The sequence below is a fragment of the Weissella paramesenteroides genome (genome assembly GCF_036327715.1).
Lineage (GTDB): Bacteria > Bacillota > Bacilli > Lactobacillales > Lactobacillaceae > Weissella > Weissella paramesenteroides.
The window spans coordinates 415,998-437,793 of sequence record NZ_CP130559.1 but is presented as its reverse complement, the minus strand read 5'-3'; the positions used below and the strand labels follow the sequence as shown (position 1 = coordinate 437,793).

17 protein-coding genes and 4 tRNA genes are annotated in these 21,796 nt (G+C 36.6%); 1 reads left to right on the top strand and 20 read right to left on the bottom strand.

Features of this window, described 5'->3' with window-relative positions; all coding sequences use genetic code 11:
* Nucleotides 1-89: 89 nt before the first annotated feature.
* The 14 genes from QRX23_RS01970 to QRX23_RS01905 form a co-directional block, all read right to left on the bottom strand.
* Entirely contained in the window at nucleotides 90-668 is a 579-nt protein-coding gene (locus QRX23_RS01970) for a hypothetical protein (RefSeq protein ID WP_330155756.1), read from the bottom strand.
* Nucleotides 669-782: 114 nt separating this feature from the next.
* A complete protein-coding gene (locus QRX23_RS01965) occupies nucleotides 783-2,117 on the bottom strand; it encodes a C1 family peptidase (RefSeq protein ID WP_330155755.1) in 1,335 nt (444 codons plus the stop codon).
* A gap of 75 nt (nucleotides 2,118-2,192) precedes the next feature.
* Entirely contained in the window at nucleotides 2,193-3,869 is a 1,677-nt protein-coding gene (locus QRX23_RS01960; RefSeq protein ID WP_330155754.1) for an aryl-sulfate sulfotransferase, read from the bottom strand.
* Between the two features lie 499 nt (nucleotides 3,870-4,368).
* Entirely contained in the window at nucleotides 4,369-5,199 is an 831-nt protein-coding gene (locus QRX23_RS01955; protein WP_330155753.1) for an undecaprenyl-diphosphate phosphatase, read from the bottom strand.
* A gap of 214 nt (nucleotides 5,200-5,413) precedes the next feature.
* Nucleotides 5,414-5,683: a hypothetical protein gene (locus QRX23_RS01950; protein WP_330155752.1), complete on the bottom strand. Its 270-nt coding sequence runs from the start codon at nucleotides 5,681-5,683 to the stop codon at nucleotides 5,414-5,416.
* A 110-nt stretch (nucleotides 5,684-5,793) separates the two neighbouring features.
* A complete protein-coding gene (locus QRX23_RS01945; RefSeq protein ID WP_330155751.1) occupies nucleotides 5,794-6,672 on the bottom strand; it encodes an ROK family protein in 879 nt (292 codons plus the stop codon).
* Nucleotides 6,673-6,929: 257 nt separating this feature from the next.
* Complete coding sequence (locus tag QRX23_RS01940; protein ID WP_330155750.1) at nucleotides 6,930-8,723, bottom strand: ABC transporter permease; 1,794 nt, start codon at nucleotides 8,721-8,723, stop codon at nucleotides 6,930-6,932.
* A gap of 9 nt (nucleotides 8,724-8,732) precedes the next feature.
* Nucleotides 8,733-9,485, bottom strand: a complete 753-nt coding sequence (locus QRX23_RS01935) for an ABC transporter ATP-binding protein (protein ID WP_330155749.1) — start codon at nucleotides 9,483-9,485, stop codon at nucleotides 8,733-8,735.
* 275 nt (nucleotides 9,486-9,760) lie between these two features.
* Nucleotides 9,761-10,804: a PTS sugar transporter subunit IIC gene (locus QRX23_RS01930; protein ID WP_330155748.1), complete on the bottom strand. Its 1,044-nt coding sequence runs from the start codon at nucleotides 10,802-10,804 to the stop codon at nucleotides 9,761-9,763.
* A 985-nt stretch (nucleotides 10,805-11,789) separates the two neighbouring features.
* Nucleotides 11,790-13,352 carry a ribonuclease Y gene (gene rny / locus QRX23_RS01925; protein WP_002828961.1) on the bottom strand — a complete coding sequence of 521 codons (1,563 nt, stop codon included), beginning with the start codon at nucleotides 13,350-13,352 and terminating at the stop codon, nucleotides 11,790-11,792.
* 225 nt (nucleotides 13,353-13,577) lie between these two features.
* Nucleotides 13,578-15,155 carry an ATPase P gene (locus QRX23_RS01920; protein ID WP_330155747.1) on the bottom strand — a complete coding sequence of 526 codons (1,578 nt, stop codon included), beginning with the start codon at nucleotides 15,153-15,155 and terminating at the stop codon, nucleotides 13,578-13,580.
* 77 nt (nucleotides 15,156-15,232) lie between these two features.
* Nucleotides 15,233-15,322 (bottom strand) — tRNA-Ser (locus tag QRX23_RS01915).
* A 5-nt stretch (nucleotides 15,323-15,327) separates the two neighbouring features.
* A tRNA-Met gene (locus tag QRX23_RS01910) sits at nucleotides 15,328-15,401 on the bottom strand.
* A gap of 33 nt (nucleotides 15,402-15,434) precedes the next feature.
* Nucleotides 15,435-15,524 (bottom strand) — tRNA-Ser (locus tag QRX23_RS01905).
* A gap of 264 nt (nucleotides 15,525-15,788) precedes the next feature.
* Between QRX23_RS01905 and QRX23_RS01900 the strand changes: the two genes are divergently transcribed.
* On the top strand, nucleotides 15,789-15,971 hold the full coding sequence (locus QRX23_RS01900; protein ID WP_002828965.1) for a hypothetical protein: 183 nt from the start codon (nucleotides 15,789-15,791) through the stop codon (nucleotides 15,969-15,971).
* A 107-nt stretch (nucleotides 15,972-16,078) separates the two neighbouring features.
* On the opposite strand, the gene QRX23_RS01895 is transcribed toward QRX23_RS01900, so the two are convergent.
* The 6 genes from QRX23_RS01895 to QRX23_RS01870 form a co-directional block, all read right to left on the bottom strand.
* Nucleotides 16,079-16,162 (bottom strand) — tRNA-Leu (locus QRX23_RS01895).
* Between the two features lie 115 nt (nucleotides 16,163-16,277).
* On the bottom strand, nucleotides 16,278-18,461 hold the full coding sequence (locus tag QRX23_RS01890; protein ID WP_330155746.1) for a Tex family protein: 2,184 nt from the start codon (nucleotides 18,459-18,461) through the stop codon (nucleotides 16,278-16,280).
* Entirely contained in the window at nucleotides 18,461-18,907 is a 447-nt protein-coding gene (locus QRX23_RS01885; protein WP_330155745.1) for a hypothetical protein, read from the bottom strand. Before QRX23_RS01885 ends, QRX23_RS01890 begins: the two co-directional genes overlap by 1 nt.
* Nucleotides 18,908-19,070: 163 nt before the next feature.
* Entirely contained in the window at nucleotides 19,071-19,643 is a 573-nt protein-coding gene (hpf, locus tag QRX23_RS01880; RefSeq protein ID WP_330155744.1) for a ribosome hibernation-promoting factor, HPF/YfiA family, read from the bottom strand.
* A gap of 154 nt (nucleotides 19,644-19,797) precedes the next feature.
* Complete coding sequence (locus tag QRX23_RS01875; protein ID WP_330155743.1) at nucleotides 19,798-20,475, bottom strand: ComF family protein; 678 nt, start codon at nucleotides 20,473-20,475, stop codon at nucleotides 19,798-19,800.
* The gene (locus tag QRX23_RS01870) at nucleotides 20,472-21,767 is read right to left on the bottom strand and encodes a DEAD/DEAH box helicase (RefSeq protein ID WP_330155742.1); all 1,296 of its coding nucleotides are present in this window, start codon (nucleotides 21,765-21,767) and stop codon (nucleotides 20,472-20,474) included. Before QRX23_RS01870 ends, QRX23_RS01875 begins: the two co-directional genes overlap by 4 nt.
* Between the last annotated feature and the right edge of the window lie 29 nt (nucleotides 21,768-21,796).

Below are 21,796 nucleotides of genomic sequence, written 5' to 3'. Positions count from 1 at the left end.
GAATTTAATTATTGATGCTAATTTACACCAGAAAATTTTTCTTGTCAACTTTTTATGGCACAGTCGGATTCAAGGAGTCTTTTGTCGTACTATCTTGGTTCTAAAATAGACAAAATATCCTTTAAAACACCATTTTGATAAAATATCTGATGTTGAAACTTTGTTCGCTCATTTTCGACAGCTTGCATGGCTTGATTAGAAATTTGCTTCTTTAAACCTTCGCTTTGTGTATCTTTTGCTGCCTGCGTTTCAACAACCAACGTTAACAAGGCATGGTAATAACCTAAAAACCAGCCATTAAAATAAGGCATAATGACACTTTCTATCACTAATTGATTATCATGGTGTGAAGTGATTGCATGATATTCTTCTGCCAGCATACTATTAATTTGTGTCGCTACTTCATTTTGTTGCGAATCATTTTCATGAACATTGGTAATAAGTTTTGCAAATTCCTTATCAGCAGTATGTTCTACTTGATCAATCCAAGTCGCTGGTTGATCATCTGGCTGAACACCTTCACTTAATCCAATAATCAATAAATATGCTGCTTCATATCCCCGACGCATCCCCGCCATTAAAATAGGTTCCAAAATTGGATTTAATTGTTTGATATCCAATGTTGCATTAATTGCCATAATCTTTTGCTTTAGATCATCTTTTAACATAATTTTTCCATCACTGTCTATTTTTGATAACCACTATACCATAAATCATCTGCCACAAAAAAGCCGAAGTCATTACCAATTATTGATTGGACAACTTCGGTCATTTAATAGTTTTTATGCTAATGCACCCATTGGATCCCATGGTGCTAATTCTTTTGGTGTGCCATTTTCATAAGCATCACGCAATTCATCAGGAAGGAATTCCTTCTTAATAACAACTTGATAAGTAAATTGGTCAAACCACTCGTCAGACATTGTAAAGTAACCCTTGTGGCCATTCTTATCACCCCATGAGTTCTCAACCTTCCACTTTGTTGGCTTACCATCGACAAGGTCAACACCAGTCAAAACCATGGCGTGCGTCATCAATGAATCACCATAATCCAAGCGCTCTGCCTTGGTCATGCTGAAATCGATATCGAATAGGCTATCTTCATCATATAATTCTGTATCCATCAAGCCAGCGACACGATCTAACTTTGGTCCCATATCAACACCAAACCAAACGTTCTCTCCAGCAGATAGTTGCTTAATTGCTAATTCTTTGAACGTTGCTAAGTCAAGATTCAAATGCTTAACATCACGACCACCTACGACTGAACCTAACATTTTAACACCATAAGTTTGATTGTATGGCTTATCATCCGTTGGTGCATTAATAATTGAAATGTAGTTGCTTAAATCCCAACCAACATATTTCTTAAAGAAATCCTGTGGCGTTATTGCTTGTTCACGGTGGAATTCATTATCCTTATCACGGAATGCAAAGTCAAAAGTTAGAGGTGGCTCTCCAAATGTTAGTGATAACATATGATAGTTTTCTTTGTTGAATGCTGCAAGCTTATCTGAAATTTGTTCATCTGATGCATTTTGTGCAACCAATTGACGTAGCGCAATTGCATCTTTACGCAACTTACCATTGAACAAACGGTTGAATTCAGCAGAATGAGATGATGCTTGTGACTCTGGGAAAGCTGATTGTGGCACAACACCATACTTCTCTATGATTGCAACAATCATATCCCACTGCCCACCATCTTGTTGTGGCGTAGCTAGCAAGAAGCTAACTTCACGATCAGTAGTTGGCTTGTCTGCTGTTGCCACAATATTGTTGTAGAAGTAATTAGCCTTCTCCAACTTATCCCAAAAGAATGTGTAACTTTGTGATAATTCAAAATCACCAGGTAAACCATGGACTGACTTCATATCATGGCGCATTGTATTCAACGCTGCGAACATCCAGCAACGTCCCGATTGCAATTGATTAGCAACTGGTGAGCTCTCCAAATCAACACTAAATGTTGGTGTCAATTCACCGGCACGTTGGTTATCACGTGCTGACTTCAAAATACCATTCGTTGTCACTGCACCACGTAAAACTGCGGCCTTGGGGCTTTCATTCACAGCTTCTTTAAATGCTGTTAATTGCTCTTGGGTAATTTCACTCATTTTTTAACCACCTTTTTCTCATAATTACTTAAGTTTATCCCTTTCAATCCTAATATGCAATATGACACCCATAGGCTACGAGATATGAATACGGTAAGCACGATAAACATAACCCTTAGACTGCAAATTAGAGAGTTCAACATTAAACACCTGATACCCTTCACGAGTTACTTCCACAATATTAGAAGCATCCCCATTTTTTGCGTTTAAGTAACCAAAATCAATTAAGAAATTACCATTAGCCAACAATCGATTTGAACCAATGCGATCTGTGAAATTAGCCGTCCCCAATGCCTGTCCATAAGACCAAACTTCTTTCGCAGTCATTGTTTTCAAATTGATTCTTAATTCACGGCCTGCTGAATATTTCTTGGTCGTCTTTTTATCACCATATGACACAGCGTAATTATTATCATAGATAGAAATAGTTTCTTGGCCGTCTTTTTGTGTACCAGGAATGACACGTGCATCATGCTGTCCACCATTGATAGTTGTTCCATTAGTATAACGCAACACATGCTTTTGCCACTTTTTTGGCCAATCTGCTTTCGGTTTTCCAGATAAAATCCAGACCGGACGCATCGTTTCATAATTTAATTTCATTACTAAATCCTGATGACGTGCAGAAATAATAATACTGTTATCTTTTTTATCATAATTGATTGCGTTTTGATGTAACCAATCAACTTTCCCATCAGAACGTTTCGTTGCATCATATTGTGCATATATGTCCATTGGGAAAATACGTTTCAAATCAATAACCCGTACCACTTTACCTGTTTGACGATTGATTTCAACCATCGTATCCTCAATGAACTTTGATCCATCAGAAACGGTAGCTAATAAATTCCCGTTTGGTAATTCAATAACATCATGGTGAATAGCAGTTGTTTCTACGTCTGACTTATGCTTGGCTTTCAAATTTTCAGTTGATGATGTTTTATTACTAAATTGATAATTGCGATAAATCTTTCCTAAATAGTTTGTCTCAACAAGATCGTTATAAACAAGTTGACTATTATTCTGTTTTCTCAAAATCAACAAATGACCATTCTTTAAAGTTTTAAAAATATGCTGATTATATTCAGTTGAATACCACCGTATCTGCCCATCGGCATCAATAGCAAATGGCTCTTTTGTTGTACGGGTAAACACGGTTAAACCGTTCTTCCCAATCGCCATTTGCTCCTTATTAGCCATTTTCACTTGAATATTAATATTAGTTAAACTTTTGGGTAATGCTTGTGTTTGTACCATTATGGTTTTCTTCTGAACATGTCCATCAGCATAAGTTATCGTAAATTCTACTCGATTTGCCGTATTAGCGTACAACCCTACCACATTAATGCGGTGAGTTTTACTATTTTTAGGTGTACCATTACTGATGGATGTCCCGTTTGTTTTACCAACAACCGTATAACTTACTCTCGCTGCCTGATCTGTATGAAAAATAGCGAGAGCAGTTAGTGGCGAGGTTTGATATGGATTTGTCTTTACAAACATATGCTCAATTGTATAATCCGAATCTTCCTCCGCATGTGTATATTTCTTTTCTAGATTTTTTTGACTCGAAATTAATTGTCTACTCAAATGAATGCCTAAGTTATTTTTGATTTGTGTCTCTGTTAATAATTTTGGATGACTTTCACGATATACCTTGTGACCGTAAAAGCCACCTGCACAAACAACGATGACAAGTACAACAACCCCAATCCAATGCCCCCACTTTTTTCCTTTTAAATAATCACCCATACCTAACCCCTTTTTGACTATAAATATCTATTTAACGTCTAAAATAGCGGACCATTGACGTGAAATCAATATATCGGCCAGAATATTAGTATTTTTTTATGAATACAAAAACGCCTATCCGGGCAAGATAGACGTTTTTGGATCAAGTTGGCTGTTAAACATAACCAACGATCTTTATTAAGGAGTAGGTTGTCTAAAGTATCATCACTTTAAACGGTTAGGTAAATTTCTATGAGTGTGGGCTGTTGATAGGAATGGGCTTTCCTTATCAACAGTATTTATGATAAGGCCAGCGACTTAAATAAAATATAAATCAGCCTAAAAGAAACCTTTAATTTGAAAAACCAATAAAAAAAGTGATTTTGGTACCAACAAGGTAACCCAAAATCACTATCCATCATCTATTTAAGAGTAGAAAATATGAATAAGGTTGATGACTTACCATAAGTATAGCACATTAAATGATAAACTCAATCATTTTTCTAATCAATATTTAATTTTATTTTGCAAAAAAGCCAAAATATGCGATTACCAAAACACTCAAGATAATTCGATACCAACCAAATGCTTTAAAGTCATTATTCTTAATATAATTAAGCAAGAATCTAATCGATAGATAAGCAACAACGAACGATACAACTGTTCCAGTCAACAGCACCATGGTTTGTGTACCAGTAAACACACCACCATGACTAAAATATTTGACGATTTTTAGTAATGATGCACCAAACATCGTTGGAATTGCAAGGAAAAATGAAAATTCTGTTGCAACAAAACGAGACGTACCAATTAGAATTGCTCCCAAAATGGTTGCCCCAGATCTTGATGTTCCAGGAACTAATGATAAGAGCTGGAACATTCCAATAATAAATGCTGTTTGGTATGGCAAATTACTTAAATTCGTAAAACGTGGTGTGAGACGATCATTACGATTTTCAATAACAATGAATAGAATTCCATAGATTAGCAACATAGCAGCCACTACTTGCCAATTCATCAGATGTGCATCCATCCAGTCATTGAATAATAATCCTAGAACAACTGATGGCACAATAGCAACTAACACCTTTAACCATAGGATCCAAGTATCATGTTTTTCCAATGAATTCTTTTTAGGAGAAAATGGATTCAACTTATGGAAGTAAATTACCACAACTGCAAAAATCGCACCTAATTGAATCACAACATTGAACATATCCGTAAACTGTGTTGACTGCTTCATCTGGATAAATTCATTTGCTAAAATTAAATGACCAGTAGAGCTGATCGGTAGAAATTCTGTAATTCCTTCAACTATTCCCAGAATAATTGCTTTAATAATATCAAACATTTTTTAACCTCTATATGCTTAGATTTTAGTAACCAAATTTAAGAATGCCATACACCATATAATAGTGTCAAGGAAAAATGGCTATGGATGACGGTTAAAAAAGAGTGCACGTTCCGAATTTATAGGCCTATAATTCAAACATTTTTAACATAAAAAAGTTGGAACATTTTCTTTTGTTCCAACTTCTTCCTACAACTAGGTAGGATGGTTCATCCTACTTTGTCGGTTCTCTTTTGCCTCCAAGCAACACTTTGATCATATCTGGATAAACACCACCGTTCTGATTTCTTTTCATCACAAGGGCTGTCAGTGCTTGTTTCAAATATTTCTCATTCTTATCATTAACGGCTCGCCATGTTGCAAAACCGCCCATGGATTTCACTGTAATATGACCCATATCAGCATAAACATTTTGTCGATTTTCAATGTAATAATCGTAAATAATTACATCTCTATCCTCATACTGCTTAATAACGGTTAACATATTACTTCTCACTTTTTATTGGCTATGATATTGTGTAACCCAACTATTATAACGCATCTCACGTTGATTTCCAAAAATTGACGTTATTCGTACCATAATTGTGGTAGTGTTTAATCTATCAATAGCTCTTTTGCAAGATAGAAGCATCCATAAATTCCCGCATTATCACCATTACCAACAGACACAATATAATCTTCTAATTTTGGTACGGCTAAATAATCATGTAATTGTTCGGCAAATGACTGTCGTACCATGGGTAACAAAATATCACGGTGTGGTACCCCGCCACCAAAGACGATACGTTCTGGTCGCAATGTAGCAGTATAAGTGACCGCCGCCTGTGCCAAATAAAAAGCTTCTATTTGCCATGCTAAATGATCATCTGGTAATTCTTTCGCCGAAACACCCCAGCGTTCTTCCATAGCCGGTCCAGCTGCCAATCCTTCCAAGCAACGATCACCATGGAAAGGACAATGCCCTTCATAGTTATCTTGGGGATGTTTAGCCATCATAATGTGCCCAGCTTCTGGATGTGAGTAGCCACCAACAAATTCTCCGTTGGCAATAATACCTGCCCCAATACCAGTTCCCACCGTTAGATACACGACATTGTCCACATCAGCAGCTGATCCTGATACATATTCCGCCCAACCAGCAGCGTTAACATCCGTTGTCCAATAATAAGGTATATCACGCCAAGTTTTCATGGCACCGAGGAAATTATAACCTGACCATCCTCGTTTAGGTGTATCTAATACATAGCCATAGGTTTGGCTATCGGGTCTGACATCAATTGGTCCAAATGAAGCAATGCCAATTGCAGCAATATCTTCATATTGATCAAAAAATTCTTGTACCTTTTTGATAGTCGACGCACCATCTTCTGTTGGAAAACTTTCACGAGCCACCACAGCTTCCGGATTTTCGACTGGCGCGACAGCCACCACAAACTTTGTTCCACCTGCTTCAATTGCACCAAGTAATGCCATTTGGCAATTCCCCCTAAATTTCATAGTATACTGGTATTCTAATCGATTATTTCTATAATTGCAAACGTTTACAAATATTGATACAAAAGCATCACAAACGTTTACGCTTTTAATCCTTTCATCAAAATAAAAACGCCTACCTTGCGCGTTTAGGTAGACGTTTTCTGTGTGGCATCGATGTCTTTAACTTTCGTTATTAACTCCACAACATTTTGAATATGCTCCTATTATAACGTATTCTTTGAAAAAATGGCGAATTACTTTTTAATTAATCGTCGATACATCCAAACCGTTAACCCATAGTAAACAATATATAGACCGCCAATACCAATTAAGGAAGGCCCAAAACCGAGGTATGCATTGCTTGTCCCAGCCATTAATGGCGCAAACATTTGTAACCCAAATACGACGTCTAAGATTCCGATTACCATCGGTATAACAAATAGAATCCCTAAATCAGTGGCAATTATTTTGGGAATCTTTTTTTCACTTGTTCCAATCATTGCCAATACACGATATCGTTTCTTATCATCTGCAACACCCGATAATGTCTTAAACATTAATGTGGCTGCTAACATTGCCAAAAAGCCAATACCTAAGAAATTTCCCATGAACTCGATACCACCGAAAATTCCCTTTAATTGTTTGTATTCTGCATATGATCCAGTTGCAAATTCCGGCTTGATGCCTGTAATTTTTTCCTGCAATTTCATATTATGCGCTAATGCCTGCTCATTGGCCATCATATCTGTCACTTTAACCATACGAACAGTATGTGTTGTCGTACCATGCGCCTGCATATCTGATGCATTTTCTGTAACAACTACTTTTGCCCCAAAACGTATATTCAAGATTTGATTAGCAACCGAAGTCAACGTTAGATCCGATTCTGGTTCATCACGTAATTGATTCCCTGTTAACCATTTTGTTCGCCAGCTTGAGCCATCTTTTGACCAAACCTTCGCTGGCAATTTTTGTTCATTGAACTCCTCGGCATTGAAATAAATCGTTTGTCCTTTAACAACGTAATGGTAGGATTGATTCCACGCAATTCCCTTCAGATTATCCGTGCTGATCTTGTTTGTCACATAAGCCGCAGTCAATGGATCGCCCTTTTCAGCTTGGCTAGGTAACATCAAATAATATCCTTGACCAACTGACATAGCTCCTAAAGCCAAAGCGAACATAACAGCAATAGATGATAGTATCCGTTGATAGTCCGGTAATCGAAATGAAAGCTGTCCGTTTATAAATGCACGCAATCCACGTAAACTATATTTTGAACCACGCACCCAGCTTGTTACCATTTTTAATGTTCGGCTAACAAACCAATACGTTCCCCAAACATTTAAAATCAAAATGACAATAAACCCAGATAAACCAATTTTGGCAATCTTAGGCATCAAGACAAAGCTCGCAATTAGTAACAATAGACCGATTAAACCAAATAAAGGATCAAGTATCTTACGTTCTTTAGGTTGATTGACCTGTTTATTAGCTAATAATAGTGTTAATGTATCTTGCTTACGCAAACGACGACGATTATACAAACCATTTAGTGTAAATAAAACAATAAAAAATACTAATGTCGTAACGATAGATTTTATTGAAAAAGATTGCCAATGGTGTAGCTGGACACCTAAGAGATTCATTAAGTAGTGACTACTTAGTGCCGTTAAACCAAATCCAATAAGAATGCCAATGATTGTTGCTATAACACCAATACTTAACGTTTCCCTTAGCAACAAGGAACCAATTTGCTTTTTAGTTGCCCCAAGCATGGACATCAAACCATATTCAGATTGACGAATTCTTAGCAAAAAACCATTTGCAAAATTTAAATAGACAAATGTAATGATGCCTAGCAGTACTTCACCGATGACAAATATTACTGTAATTTGTGACACAACCGCATTCGCTTCTAAAAATGCCTTATTAGTGGCCATTGCACTAAACATATAAAAAATTGCTGCTGAAATAATCAAACCAACAAACAGAACAATATAATCACGCCATTTAGAACGCAATGATTTTAAAGCAATTCCAAACATATGATCCTCCTAATTGAAATTTCCTAGCTCAGACAATACTTGCTGATAGAACACTTCTCGCGATTGATTGTCACGAGTAATTGTTTTTGTAATCCGTCCATCCGTTAAGAATAAGATTCGAGATGCAAATGATGCTGAGAAAGCATCATGAGTCACCATGACAATAGAAATTCCTTCGTTATCATTGATCTGAGTTAAATAATTCATCATTTCGCGAGCGTTTTCTGAATCTAGTGCTCCGGTTGGTTCATCACCAAAAATAAGTGTTGGATTGTGTACCAAAGCTCGTGCAGCGCCCACTCGCTGTTGTTGACCACCTGATAATTCTGTTGGATATTTATTGAGATAAGACTCAATATGCAGTAGTTGTGCGACTTTTTGCACGGCGTCTTTAACTTTCTTTGGACTTACCTTTTGCAGCGTCAGTGGTAAACTGATATTTTCCTGCACTGTTAAACTTTCAATTAAATTATAATTTTGAAAAATAAATCCCATATCTTGACCACGGAATTTTGCAATCGCATCATCATTCATCTGCAAAATATTCTTGTTGTTAATCATCACTGAGCCTGATGAAGGTTGCATCAGTGTTGATAAGATATTCAATAATGTTGATTTTCCAGATCCCGATGGACCCATAATAGCGACAAATTCGCCCTCATCCACAGACAATGATAGATTTTTCAAAACCTCTTGTTGTACACCTGCTGTACTCAAATATGTTTTATTTAACTGATTGGCAATTAGAACTGGTTCAGTCATGATTTTTTCTCCTAGTTTTTATTTCATTTATGTTACAGACAATACTATACACAATCTAATATTGCATTGTCAAATTATTTTTTTGATTTTTAAAAAATAGCGCGCGACAAAAGTTGTTTCAAAGCCGGTGTGTCACGTAATTTACGCCATAAAAATTACAGGTTTATAATTAAGACGTTTTTAGCAAAAAAAAATTGGAACATTTTCTTTTGTCCCAATTTCTTTTCCACTCTATGGTTAAATAATTATAAGCAAGTCAATTTTATAACAACAAATTAAACTTCTGGTAATTTTAAGTCTTTTGCATCAATTAATTGTAATTTATCAATAAAAATGTATTTCATGATCAGTGCCATGGCAATTGGAACAATAAAGAACGCTATCACGACTCGTAAACCAATCCCATTTCCCGTAGATTCATTAAGTGCTGTGACTGGTCCAATAAATCCTGATAAGCCGAAACCTGCTGAAAATGGCGTTCCTGACATACTCAGTAAGCTTGAAATTCCCCCTGCAATGGCTGATGCAATGATAACTGGAATAAATAGTTTTGGTTTAGATAACATGTTAGCCATTTGAATTTTCGGTGAACCCATAAAGTGGGCAATGAATAAGCCCCATGAATTTTCTTTCAAACTCATAATTGCCAAAACCAACGAAGCAGTTACAATTCCTGTATTAGCAGCTCCAGCTCCGATTCCAGTCAACCCAATAGCTGTTGCAATACCAACGGAAGATAATGGTGAAACAATCAATACAGCGAAGATAATCCCTAACAAGATGCCCATCACTAATGGTGCTGTTTGGGTTGCAGCGGCAACAACAGATCCAATCACATCTTGAATAGCAATCATCACAGGTAACGTCAATAAACCAAGACCACCACCAACTAGCAAAACAGCTAATGGCTCAAATACTGCTCGTAATTGGCCAAGTAATTTGTGAAAGGCGATAGTAACTAAACTAGCCATAAATGTTGTTAACATAATATTCAAAATCACGCCAGATCCACTAATAACGTACTGCCCGCCATGACTTGTTACCACACCTGAAGCAATAAATGTTGCTAATGCCATTGAAGCACTTTCAATTGTCCCAAACTTAAGTAATGCGCCCACCGCAAAGGCGGCAATTATTGGTAAAGTACTTTGTGCTAAAGTCACCATCATCGTTAGAGTCTTTACGATATCTGTTTGTGGCAGGATTGCAAGCAACTGACTAATGATCGCTGATGGAATCAATGCCACAATTATTCCACTCGCATTGCCATTTAAAATTGCTAAGCCAAATTCTTTTTTGTTTAATTTCTGAACTGTCATATGACTTCCCCTTTTTATCTCATCATTCACTAATTTCATATACAATTTGTGCTTTACCCAATAAAAAAACTGGGTATTTTTTATAAAAATACCCAGTTCCTAATACTACTCAATAACTGCAATTAAGTCGTATTGTTTTGGTTCCGGATATTTTTTCTATCCGAAACCTAGCAAAAATGCTTTTGGTCATTTCGGATAGTCACCTAAAAAACCAAAAGTAATACACTGTTTCAGCTGTTAACATCTTCTTATGTACCATCATTTTTGCTCCCTTACTTAATTGATAAATTTAATTCTAATATATTTTTCATTTTTGTCAACATTTTTTAATTATACACATAAAAAAGCGTCGTATATCTACGACGCTCCGTACATCAATAATGCACTAGATAGTCATTAGTTTAACTACCACGGGGAATATCTATAGTATATCGAGATGTCGTAAAATAAGCGAATAATTTGTTTATAATTATTTTCTAACAATTGCACAAAAAAATCGCTCTGCGTATCCGCAAGGCGACATGGTGTGGATGACGACCCACAAAATATTTTTTGATTGTGAAAGCGTTGATGTTGATAAAGAGTCGTCTCATCACCCTCTTACTGCTCGAACTATTAAATAAGTTATCGTTCTCATTTTTTCTGAAGGAGAAGAGTTTTCAGCAAGTTCTTGAGATTAAACGATTATTCGAACAGTAAGAGTGAAATGCGACAATAACATCCTAGTAGTCCCCAACCAGCTAGTGTTTCACAATTTTAATCAGTAGTTTCGTATACGTTCCCCCGTATCCTTAACACATTTATTATTGTAAGCGTTTCCAAAGAATTTGTAAACCCTTTCGGTGAAATTAATTTTATTTTATTTGTATGTTTGTCATGAATTAAGTGTATTTATAAATCGACTTTATCAAATAACTCTTTATACAAAGAAAAAGAGCTAGAATATTTATTCCTAGCCCTAATTTATTTCTATTAATGTTATCTCTTACTTTGCATACTCAATCGCACGCGATTCTCGAATAACAGTTACTTTAATATGCCCTGGATAATCTAAATCAGTTTCAATCTGATTTCTAATATCACGAGCTAAGACAGTTGCTTCAATATCTGAAACAGCTGCTGGTTCTACAATAACACGAACTTCTCGGCCGGCTTGAATAGCATATGACTTTTCAACACCGTTAAACTCATTTGCAATAGCTTCAAGTTGTTGCAAACGTTGAACATAATTCTCTAATGATTCTGATCTTGCACCTGGTCGTGCTGCTGAAATTGAATCAGCAGCAGCAACTAGAACGGCAATTACAGAATCCGGTTCAACATCCCCATGATGCGAAGCAATTGAATTAATCACAACTGGACGTTCCTTGTATTTCGTTGTCAATTCGACACCTAATTCTACATGAGAACCGTCTACTTCATGATCAATAGCCTTACCAATATCGTGTAATAATCCTGCGCGCTTGGCAAGCGTAACGTCCTCCCCTAACTCAGCTGCCAACAAGCCAGTTAGTTTTGCGACTTCTATTGAATGAACAAGGACATTTTGTCCATAACTTGTTCGGTAATTCATCCGACCAACAGTTTTAACTAGGTCTGGATGCATGTTATGAATACCTAAATCGAAAATAGTCTGTTCACCTACTTCTCGAATATGTTCATCCATCTCTTTACGAGATTTTTCAACCATTTCTTCGATACGTGCTGGGTGAATACGACCATCAGCAATTAGCTTTTCCAATGTGTTTTTAGCGATTTCACGACGAACTGGATCAAAACCACTTAGAACAACGGCTTCCGGTGTATCATCAATAATTAAATCAATACCAGTTACTGTCTCAAGTGCACGTATATTACGGCCTTCTCGACCAATAATACGACCCTTCATATCATCGTTAGGAAGTGTCACAACAGAGACAGTTGTCTCAGCAACCATGTCAGCTGCAGAGCGTTGAATAGCGCTAACAACTAGGTTCTTTGCACGTTTATCTGCTTCTGCAGTAGCACGTTCCTCACTATCTTTGATCATCACAGCACGTTCAGCGACTAATGATTCTTTAGTTTCTGACAAGATCCGATTACGAGCGTCTTCACGTGATAAGTTGGCTACTTCTATCAACTTATCTTCACGTTCAGCAACCAGTTCTTCGGCGCGCTTTTGTTTATCATTGACGCTTTGCCGTTGATGATCTAACTTTGTTTCCTTATTCGAAATAACTTCTTCACGTTTTTGTAAAGAAGCATCTTTTCGATCTAATACAGATTCACGACTTACCAAACGATCTTCTTGTGCTTTTACTTCAGAACGGCGTTCTTGTAATTCACTTTCAATACGTTGTTGGTAACGTTGGCTTTCATCTCGCGCTTCAACAAGAGCATTTTTCTTTAATTGCTCTGCATCAGTAGCAGCTTGATTCGTTATGTCTGTAGCAGTTTGATGTGAAATGGTTAGCGTATGGTTAATTTTTGTTTTAGCCACCGTATAACCGATTCCAATACTAATTACGATTGCGACAAGCAACAACAGGATGATCAATACTATGTTCATCTTGTTTCTCCTGTCTAGAGAGTTGACGTTTATGTCAAATCAATAGTGTTTTTTTGCGCTTAATAACACATATTTAATTTTAGGCTTTTCTATATAATAAGTCAATCAATCTAACATTTGATGTACGTAACAAAAAACCGTCATATCAACATTTCATTCTGTTTCGGTTTATCAGAAACTAGAACGATGTTAATATGGCGGAATTTCATTTTTTATATAACTTAATTAATGTTTAACTCGCAAACGTAAAATATAACTCATGATGCAACGAATAATGACCGCAAAAATCGGTGCGACATACAACCATGGCGAAATAAAGATACCTAGTCCTGCTGCTAATAGTAGAAAAATAATAACCGGCAGACTTGCCAATGATAGCATTCTCTTATCAATCTGAATAAGACGATCTGCAGTTGCCCACAATTTTTCTAAGTCAGACACATTTGCGACGTGAATATCAGCATTGATATCGGGACGATTGACTGCCACAGTAATGGTGTCCACTTCAACTGGTAAGTTGTCTTGGTTAGTCACGAACATCGTATTATCTTTTGATGTCCACTGTTCTTGCTGTGTTTTTTTCGCCATTGGCGTCAAATCTGATTGTACTTCATCTAACGAAGTCATAATATTGGTTAATTGCATGGTTGCGCCAATTGTATCACCTGAGGCAATTTTTACATCCAAATGGCGTTGTGTGAAGAAACGATCTAGAGAAAGTAGTGACTTATTCAAAGTATCACCAAAAGTAATGACACCAATAACTTGTAAACTGTCAACAACATAACTTACTGAATTACCCAACATCTTGTACGTTTCCAAAGCATTTAAATCGACATTGTACCCTTCAGCTAAAACTTCTGCTGCTGACAAAACGGCAAAACGTTCGTTTAAAATAACGCCTTTTACTCCCGCACCTTCTATAATTTCAGGTTCAGAGGCCGTTGATGGAAACACACCATGACTCTCGGCATACTGTAAAATCGACTTTGATAAGGCAGAAGCTTCATCCATTGACAACAACCCAGTTGCAATTCCTAAAACATCAAAATCACTATATCTTTTATCTAACGACAATATAGAATGTACTGTAATGTGATTATCAGTTAAAATACCACTTTTTTCCGTAACGATTGTCGTCACTTGAGGTAATCTTTCTATAACACGCGCATTTTTAAAGTTCACACCATTAGTTGCTAACTTTTCTAAACTTTGCTCTCTATGCCAGCCGGACCACAAAGCTGGCCAATTTGCATCTGTTATGATCAAAACCGAAACCATAGTTGTTAAACCATAAATCCAATTTGTCGTTAATCCAAAGAACAATAACGCATAGAGCGATAAAAACATCGTAGCAACATTTAAACGATGTGCAGTTCTTTTCATGGGTGCATTCAGTATAATCGACAAGGTTTCTTTTTGTAATAAGCCCATTGAAACGAGCAATAATGCCATACCGATAAATAGAATCGGCAAGGTCATCGTTGTCACGGTATGTCCTGTCGCATTTGTTAGATAAATCCAAAGGACAACGAAATACCATATAGTTTGACCTAAAATTGGTAGCCAAAGCGTCACAACTAGTAACTGTTTTTGTTGATATAAAGCCTGCTTAATCATGCGATCATCCATATAGACCACCATAACAGCTGCTACTCCAAAAATAGTCATTGTCATATTTTTTATGTGTGTCGACATTAATGCAGATGATCCCACTAACGTTGGTAAAAACACTGCAGATAGCACTGCAAGTACAATCATGACTATTGCGTATTGATAATAGCGAATTTGACGTATCGGCATATCTTAAACCCCTCATATATTCAGAATGATATTGATACAAAAATAACCGTGTCCACGGGACACGGTTATTTATAAAAAGGAGATGGAGGGATTCGAACCCTCGCGCCGGTTTCCCGACCTGACGGTTTTCAAGACCGTTCCCTTCAGCCAGACTTGGGTACATCTCCATGAATTGCGGGTGTAGGATTTGAACCTACGACCTTCGGGTTATGGGCCCGACGAGCTACCAGACTGCTCCAACCCGCGATAATATGAAATAGAACATCTAAATTGATGTCAAGGAGATAGGGGGATTCGAACCCTCGCGCCGGTTTCCCGACCTGACGGTTTTCAAGACCGTTCCCTTCAGCCAGACTTGGGTATATCTCCATGAATGTTTGTAGCAATACAACCACAAGAGATATCATACCTCTCCACGAAGCAATTGTCAAGAATTTTCATATCGCATGTTATTTATAAATAAACCAGTCATATTTTATTTTCTTAGTTAATAAAAAAAGAGTCCTATATACCCATTTACAGCATATCTCAATTCGGGTACTATAATACCACATTAGTTAACAGACAAAAAGTGAATGTATCATCATAATTTTACTTGCCACAAATTGTTTGTTGTTCATCCTGGAGGAAAATATGCTTAGTTTAATTGGATTGGCATTGGTGATATTAGGATTACTAATCACGATTCTTGGTCATACAGCCCCCCTCATACGCTTATACTTTGGTGATAAAAGTGTCATTTCACAAATTATCTGGGGAATTATCTTTTTTGGTATTGGTGGAATCATACTTATATACAATGCTATTCATATGTAAAATATTCAAAAAAGCGTTTATATCATCAAACTTTCATGCTGATAATTAATACATTTTTAGCAAAAAGAAGTTGGAACAAATTCTTTTGTCCCAACTTCTTTCTTTTTTGCGAACGGAGGGGGTCGAACCCTCACGGTATTTCTACCACAGGATCCTTAGTCCTGCGCGTCTGCCAATTCCGCCACGATCGCATACCATGTTGAAAACATCAACACAGTTAATATTATCAAATATACTTATTATATGCAAGATTTCTCATGACTGTATACCACTAAGACCATGCATGCTAGCTTGATAATTATCATTTTAATTTGGCGCAATCATTGATAGCCCAATTCGTTGACGTTTCTTGTCAATTTCAGTTACCCAAACCGTCACAATATCGCCAACAGCAACAATAGCATGTGGATTTTTTACATGTTGTTTCGATAATTTAGAAATATGAACGAGTCCGTCTTCATGGACACCAATATCAACAAAGGCACCAAAATCAACAACATTACGCACAGTTCCTTGTAATTGCATCCCCACTTTTAAATCATCTAAAGTCAACACATCAGACCTTAATGTTGCCATTGGTGCATCATCTCGCAAATCACGACCAGGCTCAATCAGTGAAGAAATAATATCGTGTAACGTTGGATAACCGATTCCCAACTGTTGTGCAAATGCAGGTGTGTCAAACTCGTGCAGCGCATGACGTGCATCAGCACCTAATTTTTCAACAGCTGCGCTGCGTAATACCTTTTCAGCTACTTGATAGGACTCTGGATGAATGTCCGTGTTATCTAGTGGATTTTTCCCTTTAGGTATGCGTAAAAATCCTGCAGCTTGTTCAAATGCTTTTGGCCCTAATTTAGATACTTTTTTAAGCTCCGAACGTGCTTGAAACTGTCCATTTTCGTTTCGATATGCAACAATATTTTGCGCAATTGTTGCAGTTAGTCCAGCAATATGGGTTAGTAACTGAGGTGATGCCGTATTTAGATTCACACCGACTTGATTAACTGATGTTTCTAATACATTATCAAGTTCTAAAGAAAGCTCTTTTTCCGGCAAATCATGTTGATATTGACCAACTCCTACTGCTTGTGGATCAATTTTTATTAGCTCTGCCATTGGATCTTGTAACCTTCGTGCGATTGAGATAGCCGACCTCTGTTCAACCGGTAAATCCGGGAATTCCTCTCGGGCAACATCACTTGCTGAATACACGGAGGCACCTGCTTCATTTACAACAACGTATCTTAAATCTGGTAAGTCATCTTTGATAATCTTGGCAATAAATTGCTGTGATTCACGAGAAGCTGTTCCATTACCAATAGCAACTATCGACACGTGATACTTTTTAACCAAGCTAATAATTACTTCTCTCGCACCTTTTGGATCATATTTATGTGCCTTATGCGGATAAATCACCGCTTTGTCTAAAAATTTTCCTGCTTGATCCACGACTGCTAACTTTGAACCAGTTCGAATGCCTGGATCAAAACCTAAGACGATTTGACCATGTAAGGGTGCTGCCATCAATAGATGATACAGATTTGTCCCAAACACTTTAATCGCATCCTCACTTGCTTGATTAAATAATTTTTTCCTGATTTCACGCGCAATTGCCGGACCAATAAATCTTTTATATGCATCTTGTGCCGCTTGCACTAAAATATCTACTGCTGATCCTGATTTACTTCCTACTAAACGAAACTTCAAATAACGATTGATGGCATCTTCATCAGCAATGATATTTCCGGATAATATCCCCTCTTTTTCACCACGATTAATTGCTAGTATCTGATGATTTTGTATTTTTTTCACTAAACTATCAAAATCATAGTACAGCTCAAATACACCTTGTTCGTCTTTTTTATTGGCACCACGTTTTAATTTAGCAACAAAATGACCATTATTTAACGTAAACTGTCTGACCCAATCCCGTAATCCTGCATTTTCACCAATTACTTCGGCAAAAATTTCATGCACGCCTGAAAAAACATCAGCAATATCTTTGATGTCTTTTTCTGGATTAATATACTTTGTCGCTTCAACCTGCAGATTTACAGATGGAAATGTTTGAATTAGTCTTGCAAACGGCATCAAACCAGCTTCCTTAGCAAGGGTCGCTTTTGTCTGACGCTTCTTCTTAAAAGGCAAATAAATATCTTCTACCTTTTGAAGCGTATCAGCTGCAACCATTGCCTGCTGTATGCTAGATGACATCATATTTTGCTCAGCAATTGCCTTATAAACTGTTTGTTTTCGTGCTTGTAATTCAGCTAATTGTTTAGAAATAGATTGAATATCACGTATTTGGACTTCATCAAGATTGCCTGTCGCTTCTTTACGATATCGCGCAATAAATGGTACTGTATTCCCTTCATCTAGTAAATTCGTGACAGCTTTTACTTTATGGGTTGGCAGATCTAACTTTTCACCAACACTTTGTGCAATATCTATTTCTAAAGTTGCATTCATCTCTGCTACCTTTGTCATTAGGCTGTGACCGTTGAAAAGACACGACGAATTTGTGCCAAGAATTTATCCATAAAGACATCTTGATCAGCTTCCGATTTTCTAAAATCAGCCAAATCCACTTGTTGCGTATTTACATTCAAAGAATCAGCCATAACTTTCGTGGCTGTCGTATAGTCCGCAAAAATTTGTTTAACTATTTGATGTGCACCGATAAGCCGAACAGGAGCTGTCATACTATTCAATTGCTTAGAAACATCTTGATAAATCTCAACAACATTCTCAAACTCAGTTGCAATTTCAACAAATTCATCTGTTGATAAACTAGCTAACTCATTTTCTTTCAATGCCTTATCTAGTTTTTCAAAAAAAGGTGCTACACGATCACCAGCTTCTTGGATAGTTTCAATTAATTCACTTAATAACACACCATATTGCTGCGTTGACATATATTTTTTCTTAGGCATTACGTTCTCCTTTGTATGTTCCATTGACATTCATATCATTATAAATCATTTTTAATGCTTTAAAGATAAAAAGACTAGGAAAAATTCCCAGTCTTTAAAATTTTAAATTAGTTTAACTAAGTAAGTAATATTCCCCCAAATCTTACCTACCTAAATATTGGCATTAATTTACTGTATCAAGTAATGCATACTTACCATCACGGCGCTTATAAACAACCGCTGGTAAATCAGTTTCGGCATCTTGGAAAATAAAGAACTCATGTCCTAAAAGTTCCATTTGCAGAACTGCTTCCTCTACATCCATTGGCTTTAGATCAACATGCTTTGTTCGCACAATTTCCAAACCATCATCTTCTGGTTCAGGCTCTTCAATAGCTGCTGCTGGATCCACTGCCATAAAATCAGTGTTTTCTAACCCCTTATAGCCCTTTTCACGTGACTTACGGTTAACCTTAGTCTTATACTTTCGGATTTGTCGTTCTAGTTTATCAGAAACAAAATCAACTGTCTGGTACATATCCGTTTGCGTATCTTCCGCACGAAGCAACAAGTATGGTAATTGAATAGTTACCTCTGTCTTAAACGTACCTTCCTTATATGATCGTACATTAACGCGAGCGATATAACTAGCTTCAGTATTTAAATAACGCTCAAGTCGAGAAATACGCTTTTCAATGTATTCTGACATCGCATCAGTGATTTCAATGTTTTCACCACGTACCTTAAATTCTAGCATAATCCTGTCTCCTGTCTGACTAAATTTATAAGATAATATCCCCCAAAATTTTTATCTTATATACCTTTATAGATTCATTTCTGTATCCTATCGGTAAGTATATTGTAACATATTGATAACAAAAAAAGAAAGCGTTAACATTCATGGAGCATCACTATCTAGCAAGGGTTAATGATGTCACTTCTAAAGCACCTGCGACTATTAAACACTGTGCTGCATGCCTTAAAGTACGTCCTGTTGTATAGACATCATCCACTAAACAAATTTTCTGATTTGCCAATTTTTTATCTGATTGGCACAATGTGAATGGCTGTTTCATAAGTAACCGCTCACGTCGTGTTTTTCGTGACTGTTTATCCTTTCTGACCTCTCGACAAATCAATATCTCATCAAATGGTATTCCTTCCAGCCAACCTGTGACTTGATTGAATTGGCGTTCTAAGAATGTATCAATTGTTATGGGAATTGGCACTATCATATCCACATTTGCTTTAATTAACCTTTGCTGGATAGCTTGCTTAAAGACATCACGAAGATGGTAACCGCCTTCAAATTTATATGCCTTAAAATATCTTTTCATTTGTGAGTCATATTTAAATAATGATTGATTGTGTATTTTCGGAAAGCCCTGCTTAAACCATTGTTGACAATCAATGCAATATTTTTCTACCGTCACACCCTGACATTCTAAACAAGCCATTTGGGGATCAATTTGTTGAAAATTATCATAACACATTTCACAAATAAAGGGTTGTTTGTATACTGAAAAATCGTAAAAATCTCGTAATTGCCATTGATGATTAATATTTAGCTGACATAATTCACATTTCATAATGTTTTCCCTAAACTATTTAAATAATGGATTTCTGATATCGCATCAACCAATTGTTTCGTTTTTTCTTGAACATAAATTCTTACTAATCCGGTAGGTCGATCGATACCACGTCCACATCTACCAGCTATTTGAATCAATGTGGTTGTAGAGAAAACTGGTTCATCACCTCCTAATATTAGTACATCAATACCTAGAAAAGTAACTCCCCGCTCTAGAATTGTCGTCGTTATAAGACCATCAATACTATTCTCACGCATTGCTTGCACTTTTTCTAATCTAGTTTCATCTGCTGCATATGTCCCCCAAATTTTTAGTTTAGTTGTAATACTTTTCATTTGATCCATGACAATCGCTACATCTTTAACTTCAGGTACAAAAACAAGAAACTTTATTTTTTTATCCCTTAAATTTATCATTTGGTTAATCACCCGCTTAGGTAGCTTTTCACGCCATTTTGCAATTCGTTTCACACTAAAATTAGGCAATGGCTGACCATGAAAACGAAGCGGTAACATTGATAACAATAGCTGTTTTCGCTTAATCATTTTTTTCAAAGAGGCATTTAGTGTTGCTGTCAAATAAAATATGATTCCTGTTTCTTTTAGTGACGGATTAACCGATTTAATAAGCATTTGATTTTCTGAATAAGGAAAGGCATCTGCTTCATCTAGCACAATGACATCAAATGCCTGTTTAAACTTCATCAATTGATGGGTCGTCGCTAGTATTAATTGCGTATATTTATACTCGTCCTCTGTACCACCATACAACACAACAAAAGGGACATTGAATGCTGCTTCAATTCTTATTTTTAATTCAATGATGACATCAACTCGTGGTGCAACAATTGCAATGCGCTTTCCTTGTTTGATTGCCAAAGTCAGCATTGGAAAAAGCATTTCTGTTTTACCTGCACCCGTAACAGCATAAGTCAAATGAGACTTCCCATCCCGCAGTGCCTTGATCTGATCATCAGACACCATTTGCTGTAATGGTGTTAATTTTCCGTTCCAAGTACATGGATTATCATTCGTTATAAAATCATTGGGTTCTTTAATCGTTGCCAGAAAATCATTTGTAGTCAGTCTGCCCATGTTTGCACAATGCCAGCAATATTGTCCTCCCATTTGTAATCGCCATTTGGGAGAAATTTTATTTTGACAACGACCACAGTGTCCATTATTAATTGCTGGTTCAATATCAGCTTTTTCAGTTAATCTGCTACAGTCTACTGAATGATATACAACCAATCGACCATATAATAAAGATTCATCAGTATTATTTGCCATAATTTTCTCCTAACTAGTATTAAAGACGG